Genomic DNA, 25608 nt, shown 5'->3' on the forward strand with positions numbered 1-25608 from the left:
CAGCACTACGGAGTGTTGAACCAGGACTTTCTCTCCTGATCGGGCAGCTACGGCCACCCGATCAGGGGGATTAATGGCTAATCAGACTGTCTATCTCAATCTCAATTTCCCGCATAACAGCAATAATCTTCTGCAATGCCTCCTGGCGTACTGCCAGAGGAAGATCGTCATGCCGTCTGGATTCGAAAGGTTCGCACAGGTTTTGTAGCGCAGTGATGCCCAGAATTTGCGCCGAGCCATGCAACCGGTGAAGAGCGCGCAAAAACAGCTGAGGTTCATCTTGCAGAACAGCTTTCTCAGCCGCTTGTATATCATTCAGCGTTGCCTCGCGAAATGTCTCGAGAATCTCGTTCATAAGTGCGCGATCGCCGCCGGTATTCTCCGTCAACACATTGAATTTCAAATGCCGGATTGAACAAGGAGACGAATAACCGGTTTCGATTTTACTCAACTCATGTGTCAGTGTCTGAATCGACACAGGCTTGAACAGGCACAAATTCATACCATTTTGCAGGCATCGATCGCGTGACTGTGGAAGTGCGCTGGCCGTCAGTCCCCATATTTGTAAATTCGGCTGTTGACGACGTAGCGAAGCCGCGAGATCAAACCCGTCTTTTTTCGGCATATTTACATCGGTTATCAGCAGATCGTACGATTTTTTCGCCAGTTTGGCTTCTGCCTCCTCCCCATCACACGCTTCATCCACGTTGTAGCCAATGGCATTCAACTGTCGCTTGAGCAGCAGGCGATTGGTTGGGTTATCGTCTGCAATCAAAATAGACAGACACGGAAGCGGTAACAGAGTACCAGGCGCATCGCCATCCGGTACAATCGACTGTCGAGCCGTTTCAACCGGCAGCGTTATGGTAAACGTGGTTCCTTGCAACGGGACGCTCATCAACTCCAGCGTCCCACCCATCAGCGTCACCAGTTCTTTACAGATAAATAACCCCAGACCGGAACCGGTTTGTTGACGCCCGCAACGCCCCTGAGCGTAACGATGAAACAGCCCCGCCTGCTCCTCTTCACTAATCCCGCAACCGGTGTCGCTAATGGCAATGGTCAGGGTACCGTGATTCTCCCCGTCAGGCGTCAAACGGGCCGTCACATGAATACTGCCCTGCTCGGTAAACTTCAACGCATTACCTACCAGGTTGGTGAGAATTTGCCGCAAAGCCTGCTGATCGACAAATACCCGTTCGTTTGCCGGCAACTGGCTAACGCAAGCCAGCGTAATTCCTTTCTGTCTGGCTAAAGCATCGAAAGAGTGGCACTGCAATTCAATGAGCTGCGAGAGATCCGTCCATTGAGGAACAACCTGGTATTTACCAGACTCAATCTTATCCAGATCCAGAATCTTACCGATCAGCCCAAGCAATGACTGGGCTGTCGCCCCGGTAAGGGCAATCGCCTCTTTTCGCTGTGCCGGGCTGAGTTCTGAACTCGACAGTAATTCCACAAAGCCAACAATCGAACTTACCGGGGTACGTAATTCATGGCTCATACTCGCCAGAAAGCGACTTTTGGCCTTGGTTGCTTCAATCGCTTTATTCTTTTCGTTTTCCAGTTCTTGAGATAATGCCTCTTTGAGATGAAGCTGCTCTTCCAGTAGCCGCTGAGATAGTTTCCTTTTTTTTACCTCACGGGAGAGTGAGATCCCCCAGATCAGGCTGATCGCTATCAGCAGCAGGGCGAATACCCCCAGTTGATAGAACTGTTTGCTATATCGACTCCATAAATCAACCTGCGTATTGGAAATTTTCGACCACTTCTCCGTCATCTGCAAAATCTCACGTGGCGGTATGGCCTGTAGCGCTTTATCCATAACAGACTTCAACATAGGCTCGTGAGAAGAAATCGCAAAACTTACAGAGGCACCAGGCATATCTGGAAGCCTAAAAAAGTGCATATTTTTCTGATAGTAATGATCGACCATAAACCTTGCTGACAATTCGGTAGCAATTGCCGCATCAGCGCTGCCCTCCTTGACCATGACCATCGCAACACTGCCAGTATCAGCATTAACCCAGGTGGCCTGCGGATAGCGTTGCTTCAGCTCGCTTTCCAGTACATGCCCGGCAGGTAGCGCAATACGAATCGGCTTCTCCAGTAGCGAGTCGGCGGTTTCCTCACGGGAAGTGATCATCACAAATGCCACATTCATCAGAGGATCGCTAAAGGTCGAATTGTACGGGTTTTGATGAGTGAGCGTGATAGTGGGATACATATCCCACTGTTCGCCGCTTATTTGCTTTGTCTGCTCACTTTTAGAGTTAGCTAAAATGGGTTCAAAATCGAGCCCCGTTTGCAGATGAATAATATTCAGTAAATCGCCAAGAATACCGCGTAATTCACCGCTGCGATCGACCAGCGTATAGGGCGGGTAATCTGGGTTGATTAAAATGCGGATGACATGCTTTTTCTTCAACCACGCTTTTTCCTGAGCGGTGAAAGGTATAGGTGCATTCAGATAAGCAAGGTTGCCGCGGTTAAGCCAGTTCTGCATGACTTGCATATGAATTTCATTACTGATTGACGTAATGAAACCATCAAGAATATTTCTTAATACCGGCTGATCTTCGTTAACGACAAAATAATTATATTGTTCTTGCTTATCAAAGTAGTGCGTAATAACCAGTGATTGTGAGAAGTATCGAGAGATGCAATGGCTGCTGGTGATATTGTTACCAATATAATATTGGTTATCACCATTCACTACCGAGGCCATGGCCTGATACTCGTCATCATAAAATGAGACTTTAGCCTCAGGAAAGGCCCCCTGGATAACATCGAGAAAAGGGCAATCCCGCACACACGCGACGCTAACCTGATGGTTCGTGGTCAGCGGCAGCATAGTGTTTTTTAGCGATGTTACAAGCGTCGGCCACGTCGTCAGCAATACCGAAGTACGCAACAAATTTCCGCCAACATCCTGGCGTCGGGACAGTTGGGTTATCAGCGTATCAACATCGTTACTGGCGAGCGCGGCCAGCGCCTCTTGCTCATTATCATACTGCTTTATAATAATTTTTAGATTGAGGTTCTTTTGCATTAACGCAAGGTAATCTGCGTTGACTCCCCGATAATATTCGCCGCTATTTTGATAAACAATGGGGGAAACTTCAGGTAACCAGGTACCAACAACCAAGGTTTTTTTATGCGCTAACCAGTTTGTTTCTTCCCTGTTCAAGCTGATATTTTGTACTGAAGTATTATAGTTACTTTTTAGCTCAACTTGCCGAGCTGAGCTTACACCCGTAGACAACCCGATGGTAAATATGACCATCAAAAAAATAAACAAGCGTTCCAGCATTACTCTATCCTATTTTATTTCTCTGCGCATAATCATAAATTTCCATTAATGATGAACAATCTAATTTTTCCATCAACCGGCTTTTATAGGTACTCACCGTTTTATTACTGATATTCATTTTGCTGGCAATTGAGCTGTAATCCATGCCATTAAGGATATAACGCAATACTCTCATTTCCTGATTCGACAACGTATCAAGCTTATCCTGCTCGCTGACGGATGAACCAGTAAAATGCTCAAGGGAAAAAGGAAAATAGCTATAGCCATTTTTTGCTGCTTCGATTGCGGCAAGAATATTATTCATACCTTCTTTTTTACTCACAAATCCGTTGGCACCGTATTCGGCGCTACGTTTGCCGTAAAAAAATTCATTTTTGGCTGAAATGATAATGATTACACCAGCATAGTGCCGCTTTCTCAGTTGCTCCAGCACTTCGATGCCACTGATACCGGGAATATCTACATCGATAATCAACAGCTCCGGCTTAGTTTTTTCAACGGTTTGAACCACTTGATCTCCGCTGTCGAGTTCGGTGGTCACAGCGATACCATTAGTATCGAGTAAGTTGCGGATGGCAATGCGTGCCAATGGGTGATCGTCAACGATTATCGCGTTCATTGCGTATAAGAATCCCGATAAATAAAGAGAGGCGATGGCTATAGAGCAGGCGAGCCTTCAACATTATAATTTCTGAAAATAAGGCTTTATCAGGTAAATCCTAACATAATCACGCGTATATTTTATTCATTTTTTATAAAAAATGCAGAACAAGGTATAAACGCAACACTGTAATTTACAAATTTTAAACCTTGCGCCTATCTAAATATCAAACCATTAACACAACATAAAAGGAATATTCCTACGCGCGTAGGACAAATCTCTCATTTATTATGATTTATTCTTAATAATTTAGGACATATAACCGGCATATTGTTCATCAGAACTACGAGGGGGGATATGCGAATAGCTATCTAAAAATAAATTTCATACCAGGTCAAATATGGAGAACAAGAGTACAAACCTGCTGAATTTAGAGAGAAACTCCCCGCAGCTCTGGAGCAGCAGTGCCACAGGGAGGCAGCGATTAATCAGGCTTTACTGGGCAATGCCCCTACTGCATGCGAGCTTTTGACTGTCAGTGTAACGACGGCAGAACACAACAGTGCGGCAATCATAAAGATAAAGGCGCTGTTATAGCTTCCGCCGCTACTTTGGATCAACCAGCCGATGATGGGCGCTGATACAACCCCTGCCATCTGGCCGCCAAAGTTAACAATACCGGATGCCCGCCCCATGATGTTGCTGGGAATGGTATCCATCAGAATACCCCAGAACGTTGCCATAGCGAAAAACATGAACAAGGCTGAAATACACTGATAAACCACCGCCATATCTGCACTGCTCACGCTGAAGGTCAGATACAGGAAACCCGCGGCAATAACAGAGGTTACGACATACAGCGTTTTACGCTGGGGTTTGAATTTGTCTGAGCAATAACCACCTAATAATGTTCCGCCAGCCCCGAACAGGAAGGGAATGGCCGCCATGACACCGGTCTTTGCCAGAGAAAACTCTCGTACGGTAATCAGGTAGCTTGGCAGCCAGGTTGAAAAACCCCAGAAGGTGATATCAAACAAAAACCAGATACTGGCCATTTGCCAGAGCACCGGCATTTTGAGTACGTCTTTAAACGCGATAGCACTGGTGTTTTGCAGGCTCCCCTGGTCGTCAGCAGCCAGCTCCGCCAGGTCTTGTTGCGTAATGGCAGGGTGATCTTTCGGGTTGTCACGCGTAAATAAGTAGATACCTGCGGCGATAAACAGACCGGGAATACCCAGCACGATAAAAACCATGTGCCAGCCAAATGCCCCGATGATGCTTGCCGCCACGACTACCGCCAGCGCTGGGCCTAAGGTGTTTACCGTTGACTGAATCGCCGTGGCGCGGCCACGCTCTTTCGATGGGAAATAGGTTGATATCATCTTCCATGAGGCCGACGGGAAACATCCCTCACCGATACCAAAGAAGAAACGTACTGCTAACATCAGCGGCAGCGTCAGCACAGCGCCGGTTAAGCTGGTGAACACAGACCACCATGCAATACCAATGGCCATGATTTTTCGCGAGCCAAACTTATCCGCCAGTAATCCACCGGGAATTTGAAACGCGGCATAACCAATAAAAAAGGCGCTAATAATTAAACCTTGTTGAGTCGTATCAAGATTTAAATCTTTGCCAATATAAGGGAGTGAAACGCTCATCACCATTCTGTCGAGAAAAGAGAGCAGCCACGCCAGCCAGATCAGTGTCAGGACGGTATATCTTGCTTTCCAGGTCTTGGGTTTACCTGAAGGTAAAGACGTTTGTAGGTTCATTGTGATGTCCTTAGGGTGTAGTGATCTACCGCGGCCATAAATAGTCGCGATAGATCCATGCGTGTTTAGCGTTATTTATTAATATTGTTTTCTAATAACCGTACCGCTACAGGCATAACTTTCCGTGCCATTGATTAAGGCAATGCGCCCATTAACCATGACAATTTCAATCCCTTCCGGGTACTGATTGGGTTCAACAAAAGTGCCTTTATCCGCAATGGTGTTCGGATCGAACATCACGATATCCGCTGCATAACCGACCTTCAGCAGTCCGCGATCCTGCAAACCCAATACTTCAGCAGGTTTCCCCGTCATCTTGCGGATTGCCGCTTCCCAGCTCAAACATCCCTCTTCACGGACATATTTACCGAGCACGCGAGGGAATGCGCCAAACACGCGCGGGTGCGGTTTGCCAGCCCCCATCAAGCCATCGGTACAGACGTTTTGTTCAGGTCGACAGAGAAACTTAATCACGTGCTCTTCGGTACCGTAGAAGTCGACCATCCCCACGGCGTTTTCCTCTTCAAAGAGCAGATCGAAGGTGGCGTTGTAAGGATCTTTTCCACGCAGCTCGCCCAACTGGACGAGGTTCAAACCGACAGCATCCTGATTTTTTGCCGTTTTCACGCTGGTGACAAAAATCTGGTCCAAACCGGCAAAATCGATAAAGTTATCCCAGCCAGGAATACCCTGCTGAATATCGTCAATCATTTTGGCGCGCAGTTCGGGCGAGGCGAGACGCTCAAGTAATTTGTCCGTACCGCCGGAGTGAACCCAGGGCGGCAGGATCACGCCGAGCATCGTGCTGCCCGCCACATACGGATACTGGTCGAAAGAGATACGAATCCCCTCTTTCTGCGCCTGTTCCAGCATGCCCAGCATTTGGTCGATCAGCCCCCAGTTTTTCTTGCCGCAAACCTTCATATGCGAAATATGCAGCCAGACGCCGGTGGCTGTGGCGATATCAATCAGTTCCTGGGTTGAGTTGATAATATCGTCAGCTTCACTGCGCTGATGCACCACAAAAATCCCGTCATATTTCGCCGTGACCTTACACAGTTCAATCATTTCGGCAGTATCACCAAAGGCGCAAGGCATATAGATAAGACCAGTGGAAAGTCCAAATGCCCCGGCTTTTAACTCCCGCTCAAGGACCTCACACATCTTCGCTACGTCTTCACGGGTCGAAGGACGCCCATCCAGGCCCATCGCTTCCATGCGCACGTTGCCATGAGGAACTAAATACGCGAGGTTTGTCGCCGGATGACGCGATGCCAGCAGATTGAGATAACCGTCTGTATTTTTATATTTCCAGTCAATTTTGTCGGTGTCACCGTCCAGTCCGGCGATATTTTTACGCCAGGCTGGAATATATTCTTCTGGTAGCGGCGCTAAGGCGACGCCATCCTGGCCCAACAGTTCGGTGGTGATACCCTGACGAATTTTTGCCGACAGCGCGGGGTTAATAATGGCTGACAGGTCAGAGTGCGTATGGGTATCAATAAAGCCAGGGCAAATTATTTTTCCGGTTGCATCAATAACCTGCTCATTGACGCCAACCTCAATTTGGCCGATTTCGACAATACGTCCTTCATCAACCATCACATCGGCAATTCTGCCTTCACTGCCCGTCCCATCGATTACATTTCCGTTTTTGAAAATGGTTTTCATCGTTATTCTCCATGGCGGTGCTGCTGAGCTACACCGCCTGTAAGGTAAGAGGTGGTTATCTTTATTTTTATTGGCGATAGAGTGTCTGGATAATGCTGTAATAGCCGCTGGCCGAGCCGGTTAATTGCTCGATCTCGATATACTCATCAATGGTGTGTGCCAGGTTTTCTCGTGAAGGACCAAAGCCGATGGTTTTGATTCCCGCTTCGCCCGCATAGTGGCTGCCGTTGGTACAAAATGAGTACTGCGTAATGGTTGGATTAAAGCCAGCCTCGCGAACGCCCGCCAACGCTGCCTGCACGAATTCGTCGGACTCGTCGAACACCCAGCCTGGGAAAAAACGCTCTCCCTCAATCGTGGCGCCGGTATAGCAAGACTCCTGACCCACCGCGTAGGACACTCGGGCCTTAAACTGCGGATCCTGAGCAATAAGTTCCGCAAGCGCATTTTCTAGCGGAGCAATCACGCTTTCTTTGGTTTCACCCACCAGCAAACGGCGATCGTAGGTTGCGCGACAGTAATCCGGTACCACCGAGGCCCCCGGGTACGGCGAAGATTTAATGTCGGTCAGTTCCAGAATGCCAGGCCCCAGAACCGGATGCGTTGGCGGCGTGATCGTGCGAATTTTGTCGATCAATTGCGCCATTTTGTACACCGCGTTAATCCCCGCCTGCGGGTTAGCGGAGTGCGCGGGTTTACCAAATGTTTCGACCACAATTTCAGCGCGGCCACGTTGACCAATTTTCAGGTTTAACTCGGAAGCTTCACCGATGATCACGTAGTCTGGCTTATAGCGCTCGCTGACCAGGCGAGCGGCAATACCTTCAAAACACTCTTCATGCACGATGCACGCAACGTAGATTTTCCCGGCAAAATTTCGCTGATTGTCCTGACCGAAAAAGCCCACGGCGGAGATCATCGCCGCCACGGCACCTTTCATGTCAGTTGTGCCGCGACCATAAATTTTGCCATCTTCAATATCGCCGCCGTATGGGTTGCGGGACCACTTCTCTTCGTTCACCGGCACGGTATCGATATGACCATCGAGAACCAACGTTTTCCCTGGCTGGTTGCCGACAATACCGCCAACAATGTTGCCGTACTTATCAACGTGGATGTCATCGAATTGGTAATGCTGCATCATTGTTTTTATGGCATTAACCACTTCACCTTCCTGACCGGAATAACTTTTTTGTTGGATCAGCGCCTGACAGTTTTTAATGACTTCTTCAATGCGGTTTGCAGATAACATGGGTTTCTCCGTTATATCTCTTAATCAGGGAATTATTTGTTGATGCCCGGGTACTGTCCGCCCCAGACAATATCCAGATATTGTTGCGGGTCGGTATCCCCTTCGGTGCTGACTAACAGCACGCGAGAGTGCGCATCCAGCCCCAGTTGCTCACGCGTTTGCGCCAGTTCAGGTGAGGTCATCAACAGCGCCAGCAGACCGGTAGTAACCGCACCTGACTCACCCGAAATAATCTGTGGATCGCCTGCCAGCGGGTTGCCCAACATGCGCATGCCTAACGCTGCAACTTCATCAGGGCAGGAAGCAAATGCGTTGGCATAGTCGCGCAGCAGTTTCCAGCCGATACTGTTCGCCTCACCGCAGGCGAGACCGGCCATCACGGTTTGTAAATCACCGCCCACCGCAATGGCATCCCCCTCTTTCGAACGGGCTGAGCGGTAGAGGCAATCTGCAATTAACGCTTCGGCGACGATCACTTTCGGGCGATTCTCACCCCAGGCTGCCGTCACCATTCCCTGAACCATGCCGGCAAACGAGCCGACGCCTGCCTGCACAAAAATGTGAGTCGGCGCAACCTGATGCAGCTGATCTATCGCCTCGAGCATCAGCGTGCCGTAGCCCTGCATAATCCACTGCGGGATCTTTTCGTATCCTTCCCAGGCGGTATCCTGCACGACAATCCAGCCATACTTTTCGGCCTGCTCCGCGGTCATACGAACCGCATCGTCATAGTTCATATCGACGATCTCAGCGGTAGCACCTTCGTTACGGATAGAAGTCAGACGTTGCTGCGAAGAGCCCTTCGGCATATAAACCACGGCGTTTTGCTTCAGTTGGCGCGCCATCCATGCCACGCCGCGACCGTGGTTGCCATCAGTGGTGGTAGCAAACGTGACAGTTTGCAGATCGTGGCGTACCTCTTCGCTGGTCATCACCTCAAACGGCAGTTCACTGATATCCTTACCAACTAATTCAGCGATATGGCACGCCATCGCATAGGAGCCACCCAGCGCTTTGAAGGCTTTCAGGCCAAAACGCTGAGATTCATCTTTGAGGTAGATATTTTTTACGCCCAGTTTTTGTGCAAGCGCCGGTAGCGTATATAGCGGCGTCGGCGCGTAGCCCGGAATAGACCGATGAAAATTCAACGCTTTTACCAGTTCCTGGCGGCTAAACGGTGCCAGCGGCGCGTTCGGATGTTCGGTAAACGGAGTCTGGTTGATAAAAAATGATAAGTTTTCCTGCATCATAAAACCTCATTGTCCTGGTATTTCATTCCCTGTAATCGGTGCAATACAGAGATATTTCCGTTATCGGTATTGGCAATAGAGCAAAATACTTACCAGCTTTTTATGAATTGAGTAAATTCTTATAAATATTTTAATAAAGGCTTTAATTTCAATAAATTAAATGAAATTTAAAATTGACAACCAAAAATATCAATGCATCAGTTTATCGCCTCGTTTTGATAAATTCTCATCATTGATAAATAGTGTGATCGCGGAAGATAAAATAAGAAAAACATTCAAAAACAGCGTGGTAGATTGATTTTTCGCAAATCATTTTTGCATTGTTTCGCCTATTTATCATTTTCCTTGAGAAATGTGACACACCGCCGGAGAAGTACCATGATTTCAGTACTCAGCAATATTCAGGATGATATATGCAATTACGCCGACGCTATTTCTGGCATAACGGGCACGGACGTTGAAATCATTGATGAATCTTTAATGCGCATCGCGGGTACCGGGAAATACCGGCATATGCTCAATGAGAACGTGGCCAAAAATGGCTACATTTATCATCACGTATTGCAGGTGCGAGAAACAGTACTGATCAAAAACCCCGGCGAGCATCCGCTGTGTCAGTTATGTGAAAAACACCACTACTGTTCTGAAATGCTGGATTTGAACGCACCTATTTTTCTCAATAATCGCGTGATTGGCGTGATCGGGATTATTTGCTCAACCCAGGCACAGCGTGACACGTTACTGAGCCAGATTGATAAATTTGTCACCTTTATTGAGCAAATCGCCGTAATGATCTCCAGTAAGGTCTTTGAATGCCTGGAACGTTTACGCGCACAGGAAACGCTTGGCGCATTTCGGCGTCTGATCGATGCCATGGACCGCGGCGTGGTAGCGATTGATGGCAAGGGTCTTATCTGGCATGCCAATCATTCAGCCGATCGCATCCTCAACCGTGAGGTTCAGGGATTACCTCTGACCATTGAAACAACCGGGGACAGCCTGTATGGCGATGAAGAAGCGTGGCTGACGCTTGAAGGTCAGAAACATCATGTACTGTGCAAACAAATTTCGCTCTCCTCACAGGATAACGATCGCTTAACCATGGTTATCTTTCGTGATGCACACGACTACCTGAGTAACCTTACTCCATCCCCTTATGAGTCCGACATACAGGTACGACTAATTGGTCACTCTCCCTCAATGGAACAGCTCAGAAGTACCATAGGTAAAATCGCCAACAGTTACGCCAGCGTGCTCATCACCGGGGAAAGTGGCTCGGGGAAAGAGGTCGTGGCATTTGCCATTCACCAGAGCAGTCCCCGTAAAGCCGCGCCTTTCGTAACAATCAACTGCGCGGCTATCCCAGAACAACTGCTGGAAAGCGAACTGTTTGGTTATGTTCGCGGCGCATTCAGCGGGGCTGATCCTAAAGGGCGAATGGGGAAATTTGAACTGGCCAACGGCGGCAGCCTGTTTCTGGATGAGATTGGCGATATGCCACTGCACCTGCAGGCCAAACTGCTCAGGGTATTGCAGGAAAAGGCTATCACCCGCGTTGGCTCTAATAACACCATCAATATTGATGTGCGCATTATTGCCGCAACTAACAAAAACATTAACGCGATGGTGGAAAATAATCAGTTTCGTGAAGATCTTTTCTATCGCCTGAACGTGGTCCCTCTGGTACTTCCTTCCCTGCGTGAACGCCGGGCTGATATTGCGGTCCTCGCACAGTATTTTGCCGATGAGTTTTCGGTCAGTTACCAGCGACCACCGCAAAAACTGCCTGATGACGTTATTAATCGCCTTTATGCCTGGCACTGGCCGGGCAACATTCGTGAATTACGCAACGTGATCGAATACATTTTTGTGATGCGCGGAGAAGCCGCTGGGATCAACGCCAGCCATCTTCCCCCTTACCTGCTTACCGCCGCTGACGGTAGAAAAACGACGATGACCGCGCAACCCCGACAGCTTGCCAACAAAGGAAAACAGGCGGAAAGGGAGGCTATCGAAAACGTCATCCAGCGATTCGGCTCAAGCGTTGAGGGAAAAAAGCAAGCCGCGACAGAACTGGGGATCAGCATTGCCACGCTCTATAGAAAAATAAAACTGTACGGACTGTAAGTTTTCCTTATTAACTGAGAAGCCCGCACAACGCGGGCTTCTCATCGGTAGAACAGAGCAAATTAAGCCCGAAAATACTTAATCAAACACACCATTAATTACCGCGGTGACAATCGCCGTACTCAGTGCAATCAACACCAGATTGTCGCCCACAACCTGCCATTCATAACCTGGATAATACGGCAATTGGTTCAGCATAGAGGATGGAACACTTTTCTTAGCGATCCCCGGAGGAAGCGGCTTTCCTCGCGCCAGATTTTTGGCGATACCCGGAGGCAGTGACTTATAGCCCGTCAAACCATATCTGACGGCATACTGTCTGGCCACGTTATAGCTGATGTCACTATCAACATGGTCCGGCTTACCATAATTTTTACGTTGTTCTGCCTGCGAATTGCCTTTCTGGCTATTGCCCTTATTCCCGCTATTACCATGATTGCTACTATTTCCATGGTTGCCACTATTACCATTGCCGTTGCCATTACCGGGGTTGGCCAATACTGGGGTGGCGCACATCGTCATCGCGGCAACGGCGACTAAAGCTGTTGCTAAAGCACGAAGTCTGGACATGATGATTCCTTAAAATGTGGATACATATAAAAATGTACGGTATCGCGTGAATGCTGGCTATCGCTACAACTCCGATTTATTGGCAAAAAAGGGAAAGCACATAGCACACATCACGCTATTCGCCTCGCCGCGGTGGAGAAAAGTTAGCCAAAGATGTTGCAGAACTGCTATAAAGTCTTTCTCTTCTGTCGGCTGGTGTTAAACTGGAAAGTGTGATCTTCATCATAACCTGCTTAAACAGAGAAAAGAGACACTGCTATGCAACATATCATTGAGGGCTTCCTCAACTTCCAAAAAGAGATTTTCCCTCAACGCAAGGAACTCTTTCGCAGCCTGGCATCCAGCCAAAATCCTAAAGCGCTTTTCATCTCCTGTTCCGATAGCCGCCTGGTGCCAGAACTCGTTACTCAGCAAGATCCCGGACAGCTTTTCGTTATCCGCAACGCCGGTAATATCGTCCCCTCTTTCGGCCCGGAACCGGGTGGCGTATCCGCAACCATCGAATACGCGGTTGTGGCACTTGGAGTGACGGATATCGTCATCTGCGGACACTCCAACTGCGGCGCGATGAAAGCCATCGCCGATAGCCAGCCTCTGGATCCGATGCCTGCTGTGGCTCACTGGCTGCACTATGCCGATGCCGCGAAAGCCGTGGTCGAGAAAAAAACCTGGGCTAACCCAATCGATAAAGTTAACGCCATGGTGGAAGAGAACGTTATCGCGCAGCTCAACAACATTAAAACGCATCCTTGTGTCGCGGTTGGACTGAGAAATAATGCTCTTCGTCTGCACGGCTGGGTATATGACATCGAAAGCGGTGAAATCCGTACCCTGGATAAAAACAGCAAAACCTACGTTTCCCTTGCTGAAAACCCGCAGGTGCATTTCGAGTAATTCTTCCACTGGAGCAAGGATGCTCTGGATAATTTTTACCTACTTTGGTGCTATGGACAAAAAACATCCTTGTCACTAACATTAAAATAACCGCAGGTGTTACCACGCGGTTTTCGCACATTCATACAACATTGCTACATTGCGACAAGTCTCATGAGCTGCCCCGCAAGTAGCTGTTCATACATGGTGCAAGCGATAAAAAGGAGCAGGTACGAATGCAAGCGAAAATAAAAAGAATAATAAACATGTTATTCTATCATGAGTCGTGGGATATCATGATTATTAAGGATCATGGTACACACTTATTTCCTGATAACACGCTGGAAATATTGAATAAATCTGCTGCGCAGCAGTTAAAAAAGAAATATACGTTTCAGGCCGATCCTTTTCTTATTGAAAAAGACGACAAACTGTATGTTTTTTATGAAGCTTTTAGCTTCCGCAACTCGAAAGGCACGCTCCGCTGCCGCATTCTTGATCGTGAACTAACTGAAATTGATGATGTGAAACTTGAAGGATTTGACGACCTGAGGTGTCATTTGTCATTTCCTTTTCTGATTAATATCAACAATCAACTCTTCATGATCCCGGAATCATCAGAAAGAAAAGAAGTGCTCCTGTTCCAGTCGGTAGAGTTTCCTGCGCGCTGGAAGAAAATTAAAGTTCTACTCTCTGACACCGAAGTCACAGATAACATTTTTCTTTCAATAAATGAGACTTGCTATCTTTTGTCGACCACCATGGATAATAAAATAATTATTCATTCCGCAGAGCATCTTCACGGTCAGTGGCAGCGGATCACCCCTACATTAAAGGTGAGTAATCATCATCATCGAGGAGCTGGTACCCCTTATCTTGTCGATAATAAAATGTACTTCCTCACCCAGGAATGCACGCCCGAAACTTATGGAAAATCTATCTATATCAAAGAACTAGTTACACTTAACGATATTAACTTTGATGAGAATCTGATCGAACAAATCAATTCATCGATCAACCACAGTGACGGTGTTCATACGCTGAATTTCTCAAATAATTACATTGCTTATGATACAAAAATCAATAAGTTCAGTCTGTTGGCTATCTTAAAAAAACTATCATATAAATTTATGGTAAAATACAGAAACATCTACCTTTCCCGGCAACACAACTGATTCACTGGATTCTCAGGTGACATTGGTAGAAAATTGTTCGGGTTTCTAGCATTTTTCTGGAGTCTGTATGGCAATTCTTGTCACAGGTGGTGCAGGTTATATTGGTTCACATACTGTTTTATCACTACTGGAAAGAGGCGATGATGTCGTTGTCATCGATAATCTGGCAAATGCGAGTCGGATATCGCTGGACAGGGTCGCGGAACTTACCGGAAAGGAACCCATTGTCTATATCGCCGATGTTCTCGACAGACAGGCCTTAAAAAACATTTTTACCAACCATCACATCACCGATGTCATTCATTTTGCAGGGCTCAAATCGGTTTCCGAGTCGATAAAAGAACCTCTTGCCTACTATGAAAACAACGTCACCGGAACGCTGGTTTTACTGGATGAGATGCTGGCCGCAGGCGTTAACCGATTCATTTTTAGCTCATCAGCTACGGTATACGGTAATCCGGAAAGCGTGCCGTTGAGCGAGCAATCACGTACGGGCGGTACCACCAATCCCTACGGCACCTCTAAATTAATGGTCGAACAGATTCTGGCCGATTTCTCACGTGCGCAACCTGATTTCCGCATTACCTGCCTGCGCTATTTCAACCCGGTCGGCGCCCATCCATCGGGTCGCATTGGTGAAGATCCTAACGGTATCCCAAACAACCTGGTGCCATACATCTCCCAGGTCGCGATTGGTAAGCTTAAAACCGTATCGGTGTATGGTAATGACTATCCAACCCCTGACGGAACCGGCGTGCGTGATTATATTCACGTCATGGATCTGGCGACTGGTCATTTAGCCGCGCTTGATTGCCAGAACAAAGGCGCTGCCTACAAGGTGATTAATCTCGGTACCGGGGTCGGTTATTCCGTGATTAATTTGATTAAGGCGTTTGAGAAAGCGGCGCAGACCAAAATTCATTATCAGTTTGTCGCCAGAAGACCCGGAGACATTGCCGAATGTTGGTCTGACCCGTCACTGGCATACAAAGAGCTCGGTTGGAAGGCGGTCTACAATCTTGATGAAATGATGCGTGACACCTGGAACTGGCAAAAAAATAACCCGAATGGTTATAACATCTGATATGCCCTGTAACGAGCCTGACGGTCAGGCTCGTTGCCGTAAGGGGCTAGCGTGCAGTAATCGTTGATACGCGATACCAGCCACTGCTCTGCTTCCCTTCGTTGGCAAAGTTAATTCTCGCCGCACCCGACTTATCCAACATCGCAACCTCAATCGCGTACTGCCCTTTTGCCAGTCGACCTGGCATAGATAACGCATAACTGACCTGATACTTACCGGGGAGCCAGCGGCGAATATCCTCCGCGGAATTCCCCTGAGCCACCACCTTATTAGCATTGTCCACAACACGGAATGCCAACATATAAGGCATATAAATCGGAGCGATACCCTCATTGTACCAGGTACTGTCCAATGTCAGCGTTTGTCCGCTGTCCCACACGGACTCATGGCTCAGGGACGCCAGGCGAAATCGATAGCCTAATTTGGTCAGCGCATCGTCGACAATCGGTCGATAGTCGCTGGGTATCGCTCTCGATTTCAGGTTAATGGTACTGGCGTGCTGTTTGACCGCCCAGTCAAAAATACCCTGCACTTCGGCACGCGTATAATGAAAAGTATTCTTCCAGTCTTCCATATATGAACAGATTTCCAGACTGACCGGCGCACGTTTCCAGGCGTCGTTGAACCCTGAATAACTCTGCTGCGCAGCCAGCAATCGCTGCGGGTAATCATCAGTCATATGGTTCCAGGAGTCCGAAAATACGCGCAGGTCCCCCCAACAGTCCGCACGCCATCCTGCCCCACGCTCCACCGCATTCGCCAGACTTTGTCCGCCGCTTATCAGCATGGTTTTTGGCGTCACCGGAAAAGCAGAAAAGTGCATCGCGACGTAGCGATCCAGTTGCGCCGTGGTGTATCGCTCCAGTAATGGCTTCAGGTTCGGGAAGTTGCTGTTATGCCATTCTCCCCATGATCCCACCATGCCAATATCAACAAACGCGAGATTCTCATTACCATCGTAGCGCTTACCAAATGCGTTCAACAGACGCTGGCTGTATTGAATAAACAGAGGATCGTCTAAATCCGGGGCAAATGTCTTTTTATCCGGCGTCCAGGTACCTTTCACGCCTTTTTTAATCAGCCAGTCAGGAATTTGCGAGCCGCTTTCCGGCTCTGCCAGTACCATAAATCGTAGCCCGACATTCATCGCTGGACGATGTGCCGCCGCGTATTTGAAGGCATCATCCACCAACGCAAAATTGTACTGGCCTTCGACTGGCTCCAGGTCCCGCCAGTAAAAACGGTCGTATTCAAATCCGGTATTGGGATAGTCCGCCAGCCCCAGCGTTTCACCGTATCCCTGATGAAAACTTGCCACGCCAATCCCCGGATTGGTCAGCGGGCCAGTTAATGCTTTGGGGGTTACGGTCGTTAATGCGGAGATGACCGTTAACGGAAAGGACATTAACAACAGCGCAGAAACCCATTTACACTTCATCGCAGTAATGCCTCCACAGGTTTGTTAACGCTAGTGGTTTTTCAGACTTAACCACCAATCCCAGATACCTACGTGAAAATTTTGGAACACATCAATACCTAACGCGGATTTGATCATATACAGCGTCAACAATACGCAGCTGGTGACGAACAGCACGGCAATCAGCAGCAAAAAAGTGAGCAACATTCTCGACAGGGTCGATTCCTGGCGGTGCTGGCGGCGTAAATCTCTGCCAAACAAAAAAACCAGATAATAACGCTTACTGAAAAAGGGAAAGCTTCTGCGAATATCGATCTGATGCCGCGAAGCCAGCGTCGAGGCCAGGATCGCATTTTCCACCCCTTCTTTTTGTTCAGGGGTCAACCCCTGCGCAATCGTCTCATCAAGATGAGTATAAAATCGTTCGATGACGGGGGGACGATTTTGAGGACTGGTCAAAATTAACCTATATCTTTATCAATTGAGTGATAGACGTTAACCGTCTTTTTGGCGATTTCATGCCAATTGTAGTTTTGCAAATATACACGATAGTCCACGCTATTTGCTGTTACCCCTTGGCCTAATTTTTCGGCCAGACCGGTTACATCTCCCACCTTAAAATAGGTCTCGGCAGGCAGTTGAACTTCAAGGTTAGCAGGAATATCACTGACGACGGCCGGAAGAGAAAATGACATTGCCTCCAGCAGCGCAATGGGCAATCCTTCATGGTATGAAGGCATCACAAATAGCCTGGCCTGCGAAAACACCGCCTGCAGCTCATCACCACGTAAGAAACCGGTCATCACGACACCAGGCGTGTCGGCGGCAAGCTTTTTGAGGCGAATGCTGTATTCGGTTGGATGATCCGCATCACCAATTAACACTAACGGCATGGTCAAACCACTGTGTTGATAGGCGGCAATGGCATCATGCATCCCTTTTTCTTCCACAAACCGCCCAACCACAACGAGATAATTTTTCGGCTGCAGCCCAAAGCGGGAGAGCGTATTGTCGATGGTGAGCTCTGATAACAACCGCGGCTCGTTTACGCCATTGTGAATTAAATGCGCATCATAGCGACCATGTTTTTTCTGGATCAGTTGATTAATAACTTCAGAAATCACAATCACCTCGTTGGCATATCTCACCGCCCAACGTTCGCCCAGCAGCAATATTTTTTTTGCAACGAAACCCCATTTCTGACGATCGTAATCAGGTCCGTGGTGGGTGAAAACCACCTTCTTACCCATCACGCGTAAGAGTGGGATCACAAGGCCAGGGCCGATAGCATGGACATGCACAATATCCGAATGGTCGATACGTGTCCTAAACGCCGCTAAAACGGAATGGGCAATAGCTTCCAGCGAGCGCTTTTTGGGTGCCCACAGCGCGTAGGTTTCGACTTTTTTATAGACCGATCGTTTGTAATTTACATATGGCGAGCGAGCAATCACGCAAATATCCGCATCGAACTGCTGCTTAATGGCAGGATAAAGATTCTGACAGTGTGTCTCCACACCGCCCAATACATCGGGAATACCACGCGTTCCAAACACCGTTATTTTTTTACTCATTCTATGGCCTGCTCAGCAGTTCTTTATACAGCGCCTGTAAGGTATCCATATGTTTACTCAGCGCATATTTTTCACTCAACCGCGCACGGCCATGTAAGCCCATATTCCGCGCCTTCTCTTGCGAGCCTGCCAGGACGTCCATCGCATTTGCCAACTCCTGCGCATTGCCTGGTTCGAATAAAATCCCTTCGATACCGTCACGAATTTGTTCCGGGATGCCGCCAATGCGCGACCCAATAACCGGCTTGCCTAAAGACATCGCTTCCAATATCGCCATAGAACAGTTTTCATAGCATTCAGAAGGAAGGATCACCGCTCGCGCATGCTTAATAAGCTTGTCGAGGGCTTCTCCTTGTTGCACATAACCTAAAAATTCAACATCAGGGTATTTGGCGGCTAATTCATCATGCAACGGACCGTGCCCCACAACTTTCAGCGGCGCGCTGTTCTGCATTTTTTTATGCGCTTCCAACAACGTTGCCACGCCCTTTTCACGGCTCAGACGGCCAAAGTACAGCATATAGCCCTCATCGCTTACTTCGGCCAGGGGCCGACTGTCATCAACGCCATTAACGATGACATCAATGCGCGAATTTGGCAGCGTACGCAGCAGGATACCTCGTAAAAAAACACTCGGTGAAATAATCACATCCAGCGCCTGATAGTTTTGTGCAATATACTGCCAGGTTGCCTCCAGGGAGAGCAGTAAGCTTTTTGAGGCTGAACCTTCCTGGCAACGATACCTGAAGGCATTGAAAACCGTCCCGGTAATACAGGAATCGCACACTTTGCCGTCGCGCAGCATGGAATACGAGGGGCACACAATCTTATAGTCATGCGCAGTCAGCACCGTTTTGCAGCCAAAATTACGCGCAACTTTAATCAACGCCGGTGTTAACTGATGGTAGATGTTGTGAAAGTGGACAATATCCGGGCGCTCTTTTTCTAATAGCGCCAGCATTTTTTTGCAGGCCTGCGAATTATGAATAAAGTTAACCGCCGTTTTGATACCGCCCAGCAGATTGCTCTCTTTGTGGTAGTCCACATTGCTGACGAAATAATCCGCATAGTCCGAGGGGAGATTATTATCATGATGCATAGAGAAATCAATAACCTGCACTCCGGCCTGTTTCAGCATATCGCGCTCTTGAAAATAAACCGTTTCCGCGCCGCCTTTAATGAAAAAAAACTTGTTAACTAATAATACTTTCATGGCGCCTGCCCCGGTTATTCATGAATGATTTTACTGTTGGGTGGAGTCAACGGATCGCGTACTGGTTTAGTCAACCCTTTAACCAGCCCGGCAGAAAGCACGGCCAGGTTCATTACGCTTTGCAGGCCGTTTAATAACGATCGATTCTGTACGGTTTTCAGGGCAATAAATGCAAGTAAGGGCAGAAATGCAATGTCGAAAAGTTCAAGATTGAAGGTCACCGCCGCAATGAACAAGCCAATCAAGTAAACAGAAAAAATCGCCTCGTTCCTGACCATTTTTAACGCTTTGCCGAAATAAGGTTTTCCCCAGGCACAACGTAAAAGCTCGCCAGGGGCCTGATAGTATCCGCTTTTCCAACGGTGCTTGAGCATCTGAAAGGTCGGCATGGTATGCGAAGTATGAATAAAATAAGGAATATCCAGACGCCGCAGTTTATAGCCCGCTTCGATTAAACGCAGACCCAGCTCAGCCTCTTCATACGCGTGCAAATTACGATTAGTCAGATAACCAACTTTCTCAATCGCAGAGCGACGATATAATCCACCACCGCCTAAATGGTCGCTATCCCCGAGCGGATAGATTTTATTAATGCGTTGCTTACGAGACTTAAATTCATAGTTAACGGCATCATCCATTTCAACGGTTCCCGCAACGCCTGCATATTCTGGTTCAGCCTGCAAAAAGGCGACTGCCTGATCCACAAATCCTTCTTCCAGCTCCATGTCGCCGTCCATCAACAACAGATATTCCCCTTCACTATACAGATAACCTAACTGGTGCCCGACGCCACAACAGCGATCGCCAGGGTCAGTTAAGGACACTACGGTCACCCCTTTATCGATCGCAAGCTGTTGGGTGTTATCCGTTGAGAGACTATCTGCCACAATAATTTTATGTGGATAGTCAATAAGCTGCTTACGGATGCTGTCAATCGTCTTCTCAATACATTTAGATTCATTGAGTGTTTTAATGCTCACTGAAATAAACGGTTTTTGGTCCATACAATTACCCTACGCAGCGAAGGACGGTTCGACGAATCACTAAACTTGCCCCTAGTGATAAATAGAACAGGAATTGTAACATCGGTGTAATCATCAGTATCTGGCTGTAAGGTAAGCTAATTAAGCAACTGATAGCAAAAGCGTTAAACGCCGGTGCAAAACTCAGCAACTGGAGATCCTGCTGGTCCAGTTGTTCAAGTCTCAGTAATGGCTTTGGCTGACAAACTTTCAGGATATAAATGAATAAGCTAACAAAGAGTAATGTACCAATCGCCCCCACTTCCCACAGCAGCATACTCAGGGAAGTCGAGTCGAGAATTAAGTTGTAGATAATATTCAAAAATCCCGGCGACACCGTACTACCACTGTTAGTGGCGTTGAGTCCGTAGCCAAATAACGTTCCTGAAAGCCCCCACAGATCGTTATTTTTCAACCAGAACAGGAACGTCGTAAAGCGCCCTAATTCACCGGTAGACATAATGTAGTTTGGATCAAAGATATAGCTTAAGGAGTCGATAAAAATACTTAACGAGCTTTTCGATGGATCGCCACCGAACGCCGTAGAATAATAGTACGCGAGGATCACAATCGACAGGCTAATGAGCAACAGCATTCCCGCCACAATAACCAATAACGTCTTCAGATTAACCTTACTAACGTCTTTGACGTAGCTCGGTGAGAGCCACACCCACGCCAGGAATATTGGCGATAGCAGGATGACAAACTTCACTTCACCAATTATGCATAACCCGATACCGAGAACAATATGCAGCGCCATGGATTTGAACGTGGTGAGCCCATGCTTATATTCGGAGACTTTTAACAACATAATTAACAGGCAAAACAGCCCCATTGCGGCAGTATTCCCGCCCCCCATGGGGTCACCGCCAAACGTGCCAACCACGGAGTCCCATTTCTCATCTTCGCCGCGCACCGCAACGCGCTGAGGAACGACCAGTAAAACCTGATAAATCATTACCGGGATCTGCGCGTAAAAAATCCAGTACAGATAGCGTGTTACACGATAAATCTGCGACTCCCGGCAAAACCCTAGCAGCAAACAGATCATCACCAGCGACAATGCAATTTCGTTTTTAAATGCCACAATCGCGACGGTGATCCCGCCCTGAATCAACGTCGATGTCCCAGCCAGTACCAGGAACGAGAAATACAACGCCAGAACAATCGTCTCCTGCGCATCCAGTTGCAGCGAGCCATCACGCGTCTGCATCACCAATAATCCCACCATCAATAAGGTGAGGAAAAAAGGTATCCACAGCACTGACTGCATACCGGTAAAGTATTGCACCAAGCCACACAGGATCAGCGTGACAAAAGTATAAACCTGTAAATAGTATCCGGTATTCAGTGTCATATTATCACCGGCTTGTCTTTCAGGAGATTGGCTCGCTTATTCATTTTCAGATAAATGAAGGCGTAGCGAATAAATGTCAGTGAAGAAAACAAGATGACCGACGTTGCATAATCTTTATAAAAATAGGGCGTCACGACAAAAGCGAATAGTACAATCGCCAGCTGTTCCAGTTGGATACGCAGAAAATAGCGATGGGAACCAAAAATAAGTTCTATCACCGTCAGAGGGCTTATCGCCAGCGCAGGGAATAAATAGGGCAACATGTAGCGCGACGTCTCAATGGAGTTAATCCAGTCTTCGCTAAAACCGAGGCGCATCACAATCGGATAGAAAATAAAAACCCCAAGGGTACAGATAACCCCTAGTACCAGCAATAGCATACGTACCCTGGTATATTCCTGATAGTTAAAGGTATTATTTCTGAAGTCGATAGACCACTTGGAGAAAATAGTATTGCGTACCGCGTTGCCGATGATCACCACCGGTGCCAGGCAAAAGCGGCTAACCACGGAAAAATAACCCGCCGTCAGCGCCGAGAACCAAAAGTTAATCAGCATAATCGGCAAATTGCTGCTGGCCATCGCCAGCACTTCCGCACTGCCCACTTTGGTAATGTGATGAATATTCTGTTTGAAAAAATGCCAATTACTGGCGGGTCGCAGATGTCTGGCTGCCACCGAACGAATATCAAACGAATGCAAAATACAGCTTATGGTCAGCGCCATCGTCGCGCAGGCCCACGACCAATAAAACAGCTGTACATAATGCGTAATCAGAACCGAAAGTAATACCACCACTGAAACAGAAATACGCTGGAAAATCAGAAAACGAAAGTTGGCCGTGCGTAGCGACAGGTTTTCCGAGATCAAAACCCACGCCGTTGCCAACGTCAGCAAATAGAGAAACAGGATGTTCTGGTGAAACAGCCACGCGGTGAGCACGGCGTAAGGTAAGGCAATGATCGTGCTTTGGATCAGGCAAAACACAACATTCTGTACCAGTTCGTCATCCTGCTGTTTAGGAATTAACAGCTGTGATGCAAAGGTACACACCTGAGCGCCCACCACGGCGATGCTGTAGTTGAGTGCATAAAGCCCCACCTCAGCCATATCGTACTTGTGTGAAATCAACCAAATAGACAGTGCACCAATCAACTGCGAGATGACTGATGAACCGGCTATTGTGGAAGCGCTCTTCAGTAGACTCATACGCGGCCTGGCGTGGTCATCAGTTGATCGGTACTGAAGTTCAGTGAACGCAGACCTTCTTGCGTCTCAAGATCTTTTTCTTCAACCGCATTGAGTACCGCGCCAATTACCACGCCGTTATTTTCTTCCAGCTTATCCAGCGCGTTGGCGATTTGCCCGGCGGACCCCGTCCCCGCTTTCACGATGAAAATCACCCCATCAACGGCGCGTTTAATCAGTTGAACATCCTGACTCTGATTCACAGCAGCGACATCAATAATAATGCGCTGATAGTGCGATTTCAGTTCACGCATTAAGGGCTCAACGTGCCCCGACGACAGCATCAGTAAAGAAGAGATGGTTGTCTTGCCGTGCGGAATAAAATCGAGATGATCACTGAGCGTAATCCGCGCCTTTTCAAGCTGAACCTCCCCGCGCAACAGTTCCGCCAAACCTGCGGATGTTGCCGACGACAGTTCAGAAGAGAGCCCATCAGTGTTAAAGAAATCCGCATCAATAAGCAGTGTTTTCTGGTCGAAACTAAAAGAGTTAGCTAACAGATTCGCCAACAAAGAACGCCCATCGCCGTGCTCCGTCGACGCCACCGCAAGCGTCTGTAAAGGTCGATTATCCAGCATAATCCGGGTACGGATACCGTGCACAATATCGGCATTCAGCGGGTTCTTCATGATCATGTCCCGCACCTGCGCGCGCCCTGAGGTTCCGCTAAAACGACGGATTTCACCCAGCGGAGCAACATTGAGCCGTTTTTTCATGCGACTGAGGGTACCGATTGAGTTATCCATTGCCGCTTTAACAATGAAATACATGATACTGAACACCACCACCAGCATGACCACCATCAGCAACAGCAAAGATTTATTCGGTTTCGCCGGTTTTAAGGCGGGTACCGCAGGGTCGTATAACACCGCATCAGCATTCACGCCGGACAGAGACAGCTCTTGAGTACGTTGATAAAGCGATTTATACAGGTCTTCCATTTTATCTAACGACAGCTTTTGACTGTTCCAGGCATCCCGTTTTGACGCCATTTTCTGGAAGATCTCTTTCTGCTCAGTCACCTGCTGTTGATAGTTTTTTTCGTCCGCCAGCGCCGCCAGATATTGCTGGCGTAAACCGACTTTCAGCTCACCCAACACTCGTCCAGTCTGGTTTTGGATCGACTGAACATCGGCCTCCGCTTTTAAAATGGCGGGATTTTTTGGCCCGTAGACTTTACGCTGTTCGGACAACGTTCGTTGCGCCTGAATCAACGCAATGCGCAAATCCTGGATCTGAGCATGATTAGAGACCGAAGGCAGCGAGATAACGCTCTCAATGGACTTACCTCCCCCGTTCACCTCGTTATAGACGGATTCAGCGGCAACCCGACGCTGAGTTGCATCGGCCAGGCGATTGGTTACGATACTTAACTGCTCGGTTTCAAAACCATCGATTCCACGGAAGGTCAGCAGCCCGGCATTTTTCAGATAGTTGTCCATCTCGTCTTTTTGCTTAGCTATCGATTTCTGAATCTCTTCCATTTTTTCAAAATTCAGTTCGCGAGCTTTCTCCACCTTCAGACGCTTCTGCTCCACCGTGTAGTTGATGAAAGCCTGCGCGACGCCATTCGCAATGTCAGCCGCAACCTGTGGGGACGTTGATTCATAGGTAATAGACGCCAGGTTCGTCGTACGAATACCAATGACATTCAGATTTTTCGCCAGCGTTTTCAGCGCTTGTTCCATTCTCAGTTGCCGACTTTCATTGCTATCAGCCCCCCGAGCACCGGCTTTTTCCCCGGTAAACTCCGGGTTTTCATCCAGCTTCATATCACGTATGGCTTTCTCCAGCACAATACGTGAATGCATCAACGCATATTGTGTTTCGTAGTAACCACTACGCGTTGAATCGAAACCATCAACCTGTGGAAACGGAGAAACGTTATCAGCTTGCGCCTTAATCAGCACCGTCGCCGTTGAAACATACTTTGAGGACATCATGCTGATTAATGGATACGCGACGACCCCGGCAACGATACCGGCCAGTGCGATTTTCCAGGCGTTCTTTTTCAACTCTTTGGCAAAGCGGGAGAATTCGACACTGCTTTCTCGTTTTTTGCCGTTTTCCACTATAGATAGTTTCAT

The 25608-nt window shown here is 47.9% G+C and carries 19 protein-coding genes; 4 read left to right on the forward strand and 15 right to left on the reverse strand.

Translation table 11 applies throughout. The annotated features are described in order from the left end of the window. Positions 1-70 precede the first annotated feature (70 nt). The 6 genes from OGV57_RS08080 to dpaL form a co-directional block, all read right to left on the reverse strand. Entirely contained in the window at positions 71-3313 is a 3243-nt protein-coding gene (locus tag OGV57_RS08080) for an ATP-binding protein (protein WP_054528707.1), read from the reverse strand. Positions 3314-3317: 4 nt separating this feature from the next. After that, positions 3318-3932, reverse strand: a complete 615-nt coding sequence (evgA, locus tag OGV57_RS08085) for an acid-sensing system DNA-binding response regulator EvgA (protein ID WP_003839762.1) — start codon at positions 3930-3932, stop codon at positions 3318-3320. 470 nt (positions 3933-4402) lie between these two features. Continuing rightward, on the reverse strand, positions 4403-5689 hold the full coding sequence (locus OGV57_RS08090; protein WP_003839760.1) for an MFS transporter: 1287 nt from the start codon (positions 5687-5689) through the stop codon (positions 4403-4405). Between the two features lie 78 nt (positions 5690-5767). Further along, the gene (locus tag OGV57_RS08095) at positions 5768-7360 is read right to left on the reverse strand and encodes an N-acyl-D-amino-acid deacylase family protein (RefSeq protein ID WP_046670412.1); all 1593 of its coding nucleotides are present in this window, start codon (positions 7358-7360) and stop codon (positions 5768-5770) included. Positions 7361-7427: 67 nt separating this feature from the next. Further along, entirely contained in the window at positions 7428-8612 is a 1185-nt protein-coding gene (locus OGV57_RS08100; protein ID WP_003845983.1) for a YgeY family selenium metabolism-linked hydrolase, read from the reverse strand. Positions 8613-8644: 32 nt separating this feature from the next. Next, positions 8645-9859: a diaminopropionate ammonia-lyase gene (dpaL, locus tag OGV57_RS08105; protein WP_044699678.1), complete on the reverse strand. Its 1215-nt coding sequence runs from the start codon at positions 9857-9859 to the stop codon at positions 8645-8647. Between the two features lie 381 nt (positions 9860-10240). Here dpaL and OGV57_RS08110 point away from each other — a divergent pair, with 381 nt between their 5' ends. After that, positions 10241-11989, forward strand: coding sequence for a sigma-54 interaction domain-containing protein (locus OGV57_RS08110; RefSeq protein WP_046670411.1), 1749 nt, complete (start codon positions 10241-10243; stop codon positions 11987-11989). 78 nt (positions 11990-12067) lie between these two features. On the opposite strand, the gene OGV57_RS08115 is transcribed toward OGV57_RS08110, so the two are convergent. After that, positions 12068-12559, reverse strand: a complete 492-nt coding sequence (locus OGV57_RS08115; RefSeq protein WP_003037154.1) for an anti-virulence regulator CigR family protein — start codon at positions 12557-12559, stop codon at positions 12068-12070. A gap of 258 nt (positions 12560-12817) precedes the next feature. Here OGV57_RS08115 and OGV57_RS08120 point away from each other — a divergent pair, with 258 nt between their 5' ends. The 3 genes from OGV57_RS08120 to galE all read left to right on the forward strand — a co-directional run bounded on the left by OGV57_RS08120 (position 12818) and on the right by galE (position 15691). Further along, on the forward strand, positions 12818-13453 hold the full coding sequence (locus tag OGV57_RS08120) for a carbonic anhydrase (RefSeq protein WP_003037157.1): 636 nt from the start codon (positions 12818-12820) through the stop codon (positions 13451-13453). A gap of 215 nt (positions 13454-13668) precedes the next feature. After that, on the forward strand, positions 13669-14607 hold the full coding sequence (locus OGV57_RS08125; RefSeq protein WP_044713272.1) for a glucosamine inositolphosphorylceramide transferase family protein: 939 nt from the start codon (positions 13669-13671) through the stop codon (positions 14605-14607). A 67-nt stretch (positions 14608-14674) separates the two neighbouring features. Further along, the gene (galE, locus tag OGV57_RS08130; protein ID WP_054528708.1) at positions 14675-15691 is read left to right on the forward strand and encodes a UDP-glucose 4-epimerase GalE; all 1017 of its coding nucleotides are present in this window, start codon (positions 14675-14677) and stop codon (positions 15689-15691) included. Between the two features lie 46 nt (positions 15692-15737). Here galE and OGV57_RS08135 read toward each other — a convergent pair whose 3' ends face one another. Genes OGV57_RS08135 through OGV57_RS08170 form a run of 8 tightly spaced genes read right to left on the reverse strand, consistent with a single transcriptional unit; the run spans position 15738 to position 25608 of the window. Then, positions 15738-17129, reverse strand: a complete 1392-nt coding sequence (locus tag OGV57_RS08135; protein WP_046670408.1) for a DUF4832 domain-containing protein — start codon at positions 17127-17129, stop codon at positions 15738-15740. Positions 17130-17159: 30 nt separating this feature from the next. Further along, positions 17160-17567 (reverse strand): hypothetical protein, encoded by a 408-nt coding sequence (locus OGV57_RS08140; protein ID WP_046670407.1) that lies wholly within the window; start codon positions 17565-17567, stop codon positions 17160-17162. A 2-nt stretch (positions 17568-17569) separates the two neighbouring features. Beyond that, positions 17570-18682 carry a glycosyltransferase family 4 protein gene (locus OGV57_RS08145; RefSeq protein WP_054528709.1) on the reverse strand — a complete coding sequence of 371 codons (1113 nt, stop codon included), beginning with the start codon at positions 18680-18682 and terminating at the stop codon, positions 17570-17572. Between the two features lies 1 nt (position 18683). Then, on the reverse strand, positions 18684-19895 hold the full coding sequence (locus OGV57_RS08150) for a glycosyltransferase family 4 protein (protein WP_054528710.1): 1212 nt from the start codon (positions 19893-19895) through the stop codon (positions 18684-18686). Between the two features lie 14 nt (positions 19896-19909). Continuing rightward, on the reverse strand, positions 19910-20899 hold the full coding sequence (locus OGV57_RS08155) for a glycosyltransferase family 2 protein (RefSeq protein ID WP_054528711.1): 990 nt from the start codon (positions 20897-20899) through the stop codon (positions 19910-19912). A 4-nt stretch (positions 20900-20903) separates the two neighbouring features. Next, positions 20904-22274: a hypothetical protein gene (locus OGV57_RS08160; RefSeq protein ID WP_016150849.1), complete on the reverse strand. Its 1371-nt coding sequence runs from the start codon at positions 22272-22274 to the stop codon at positions 20904-20906. Beyond that, positions 22271-23482 carry a lipopolysaccharide biosynthesis protein gene (locus OGV57_RS08165; protein WP_032938083.1) on the reverse strand — a complete coding sequence of 404 codons (1212 nt, stop codon included), beginning with the start codon at positions 23480-23482 and terminating at the stop codon, positions 22271-22273. The genes OGV57_RS08160 and OGV57_RS08165 overlap by 4 nt, the downstream gene beginning before the upstream one ends. Further along, positions 23479-25608 carry a GumC family protein gene (locus OGV57_RS08170; RefSeq protein WP_054528712.1) on the reverse strand — a complete coding sequence of 710 codons (2130 nt, stop codon included), beginning with the start codon at positions 25606-25608 and terminating at the stop codon, positions 23479-23481. The genes OGV57_RS08165 and OGV57_RS08170 overlap by 4 nt, the downstream gene beginning before the upstream one ends.

It is taken from the genome of Citrobacter sp. Cf087 (genome assembly GCF_030334285.1).
Classification (GTDB): domain Bacteria; phylum Pseudomonadota; class Gammaproteobacteria; order Enterobacterales; family Enterobacteriaceae; genus Citrobacter; species Citrobacter freundii.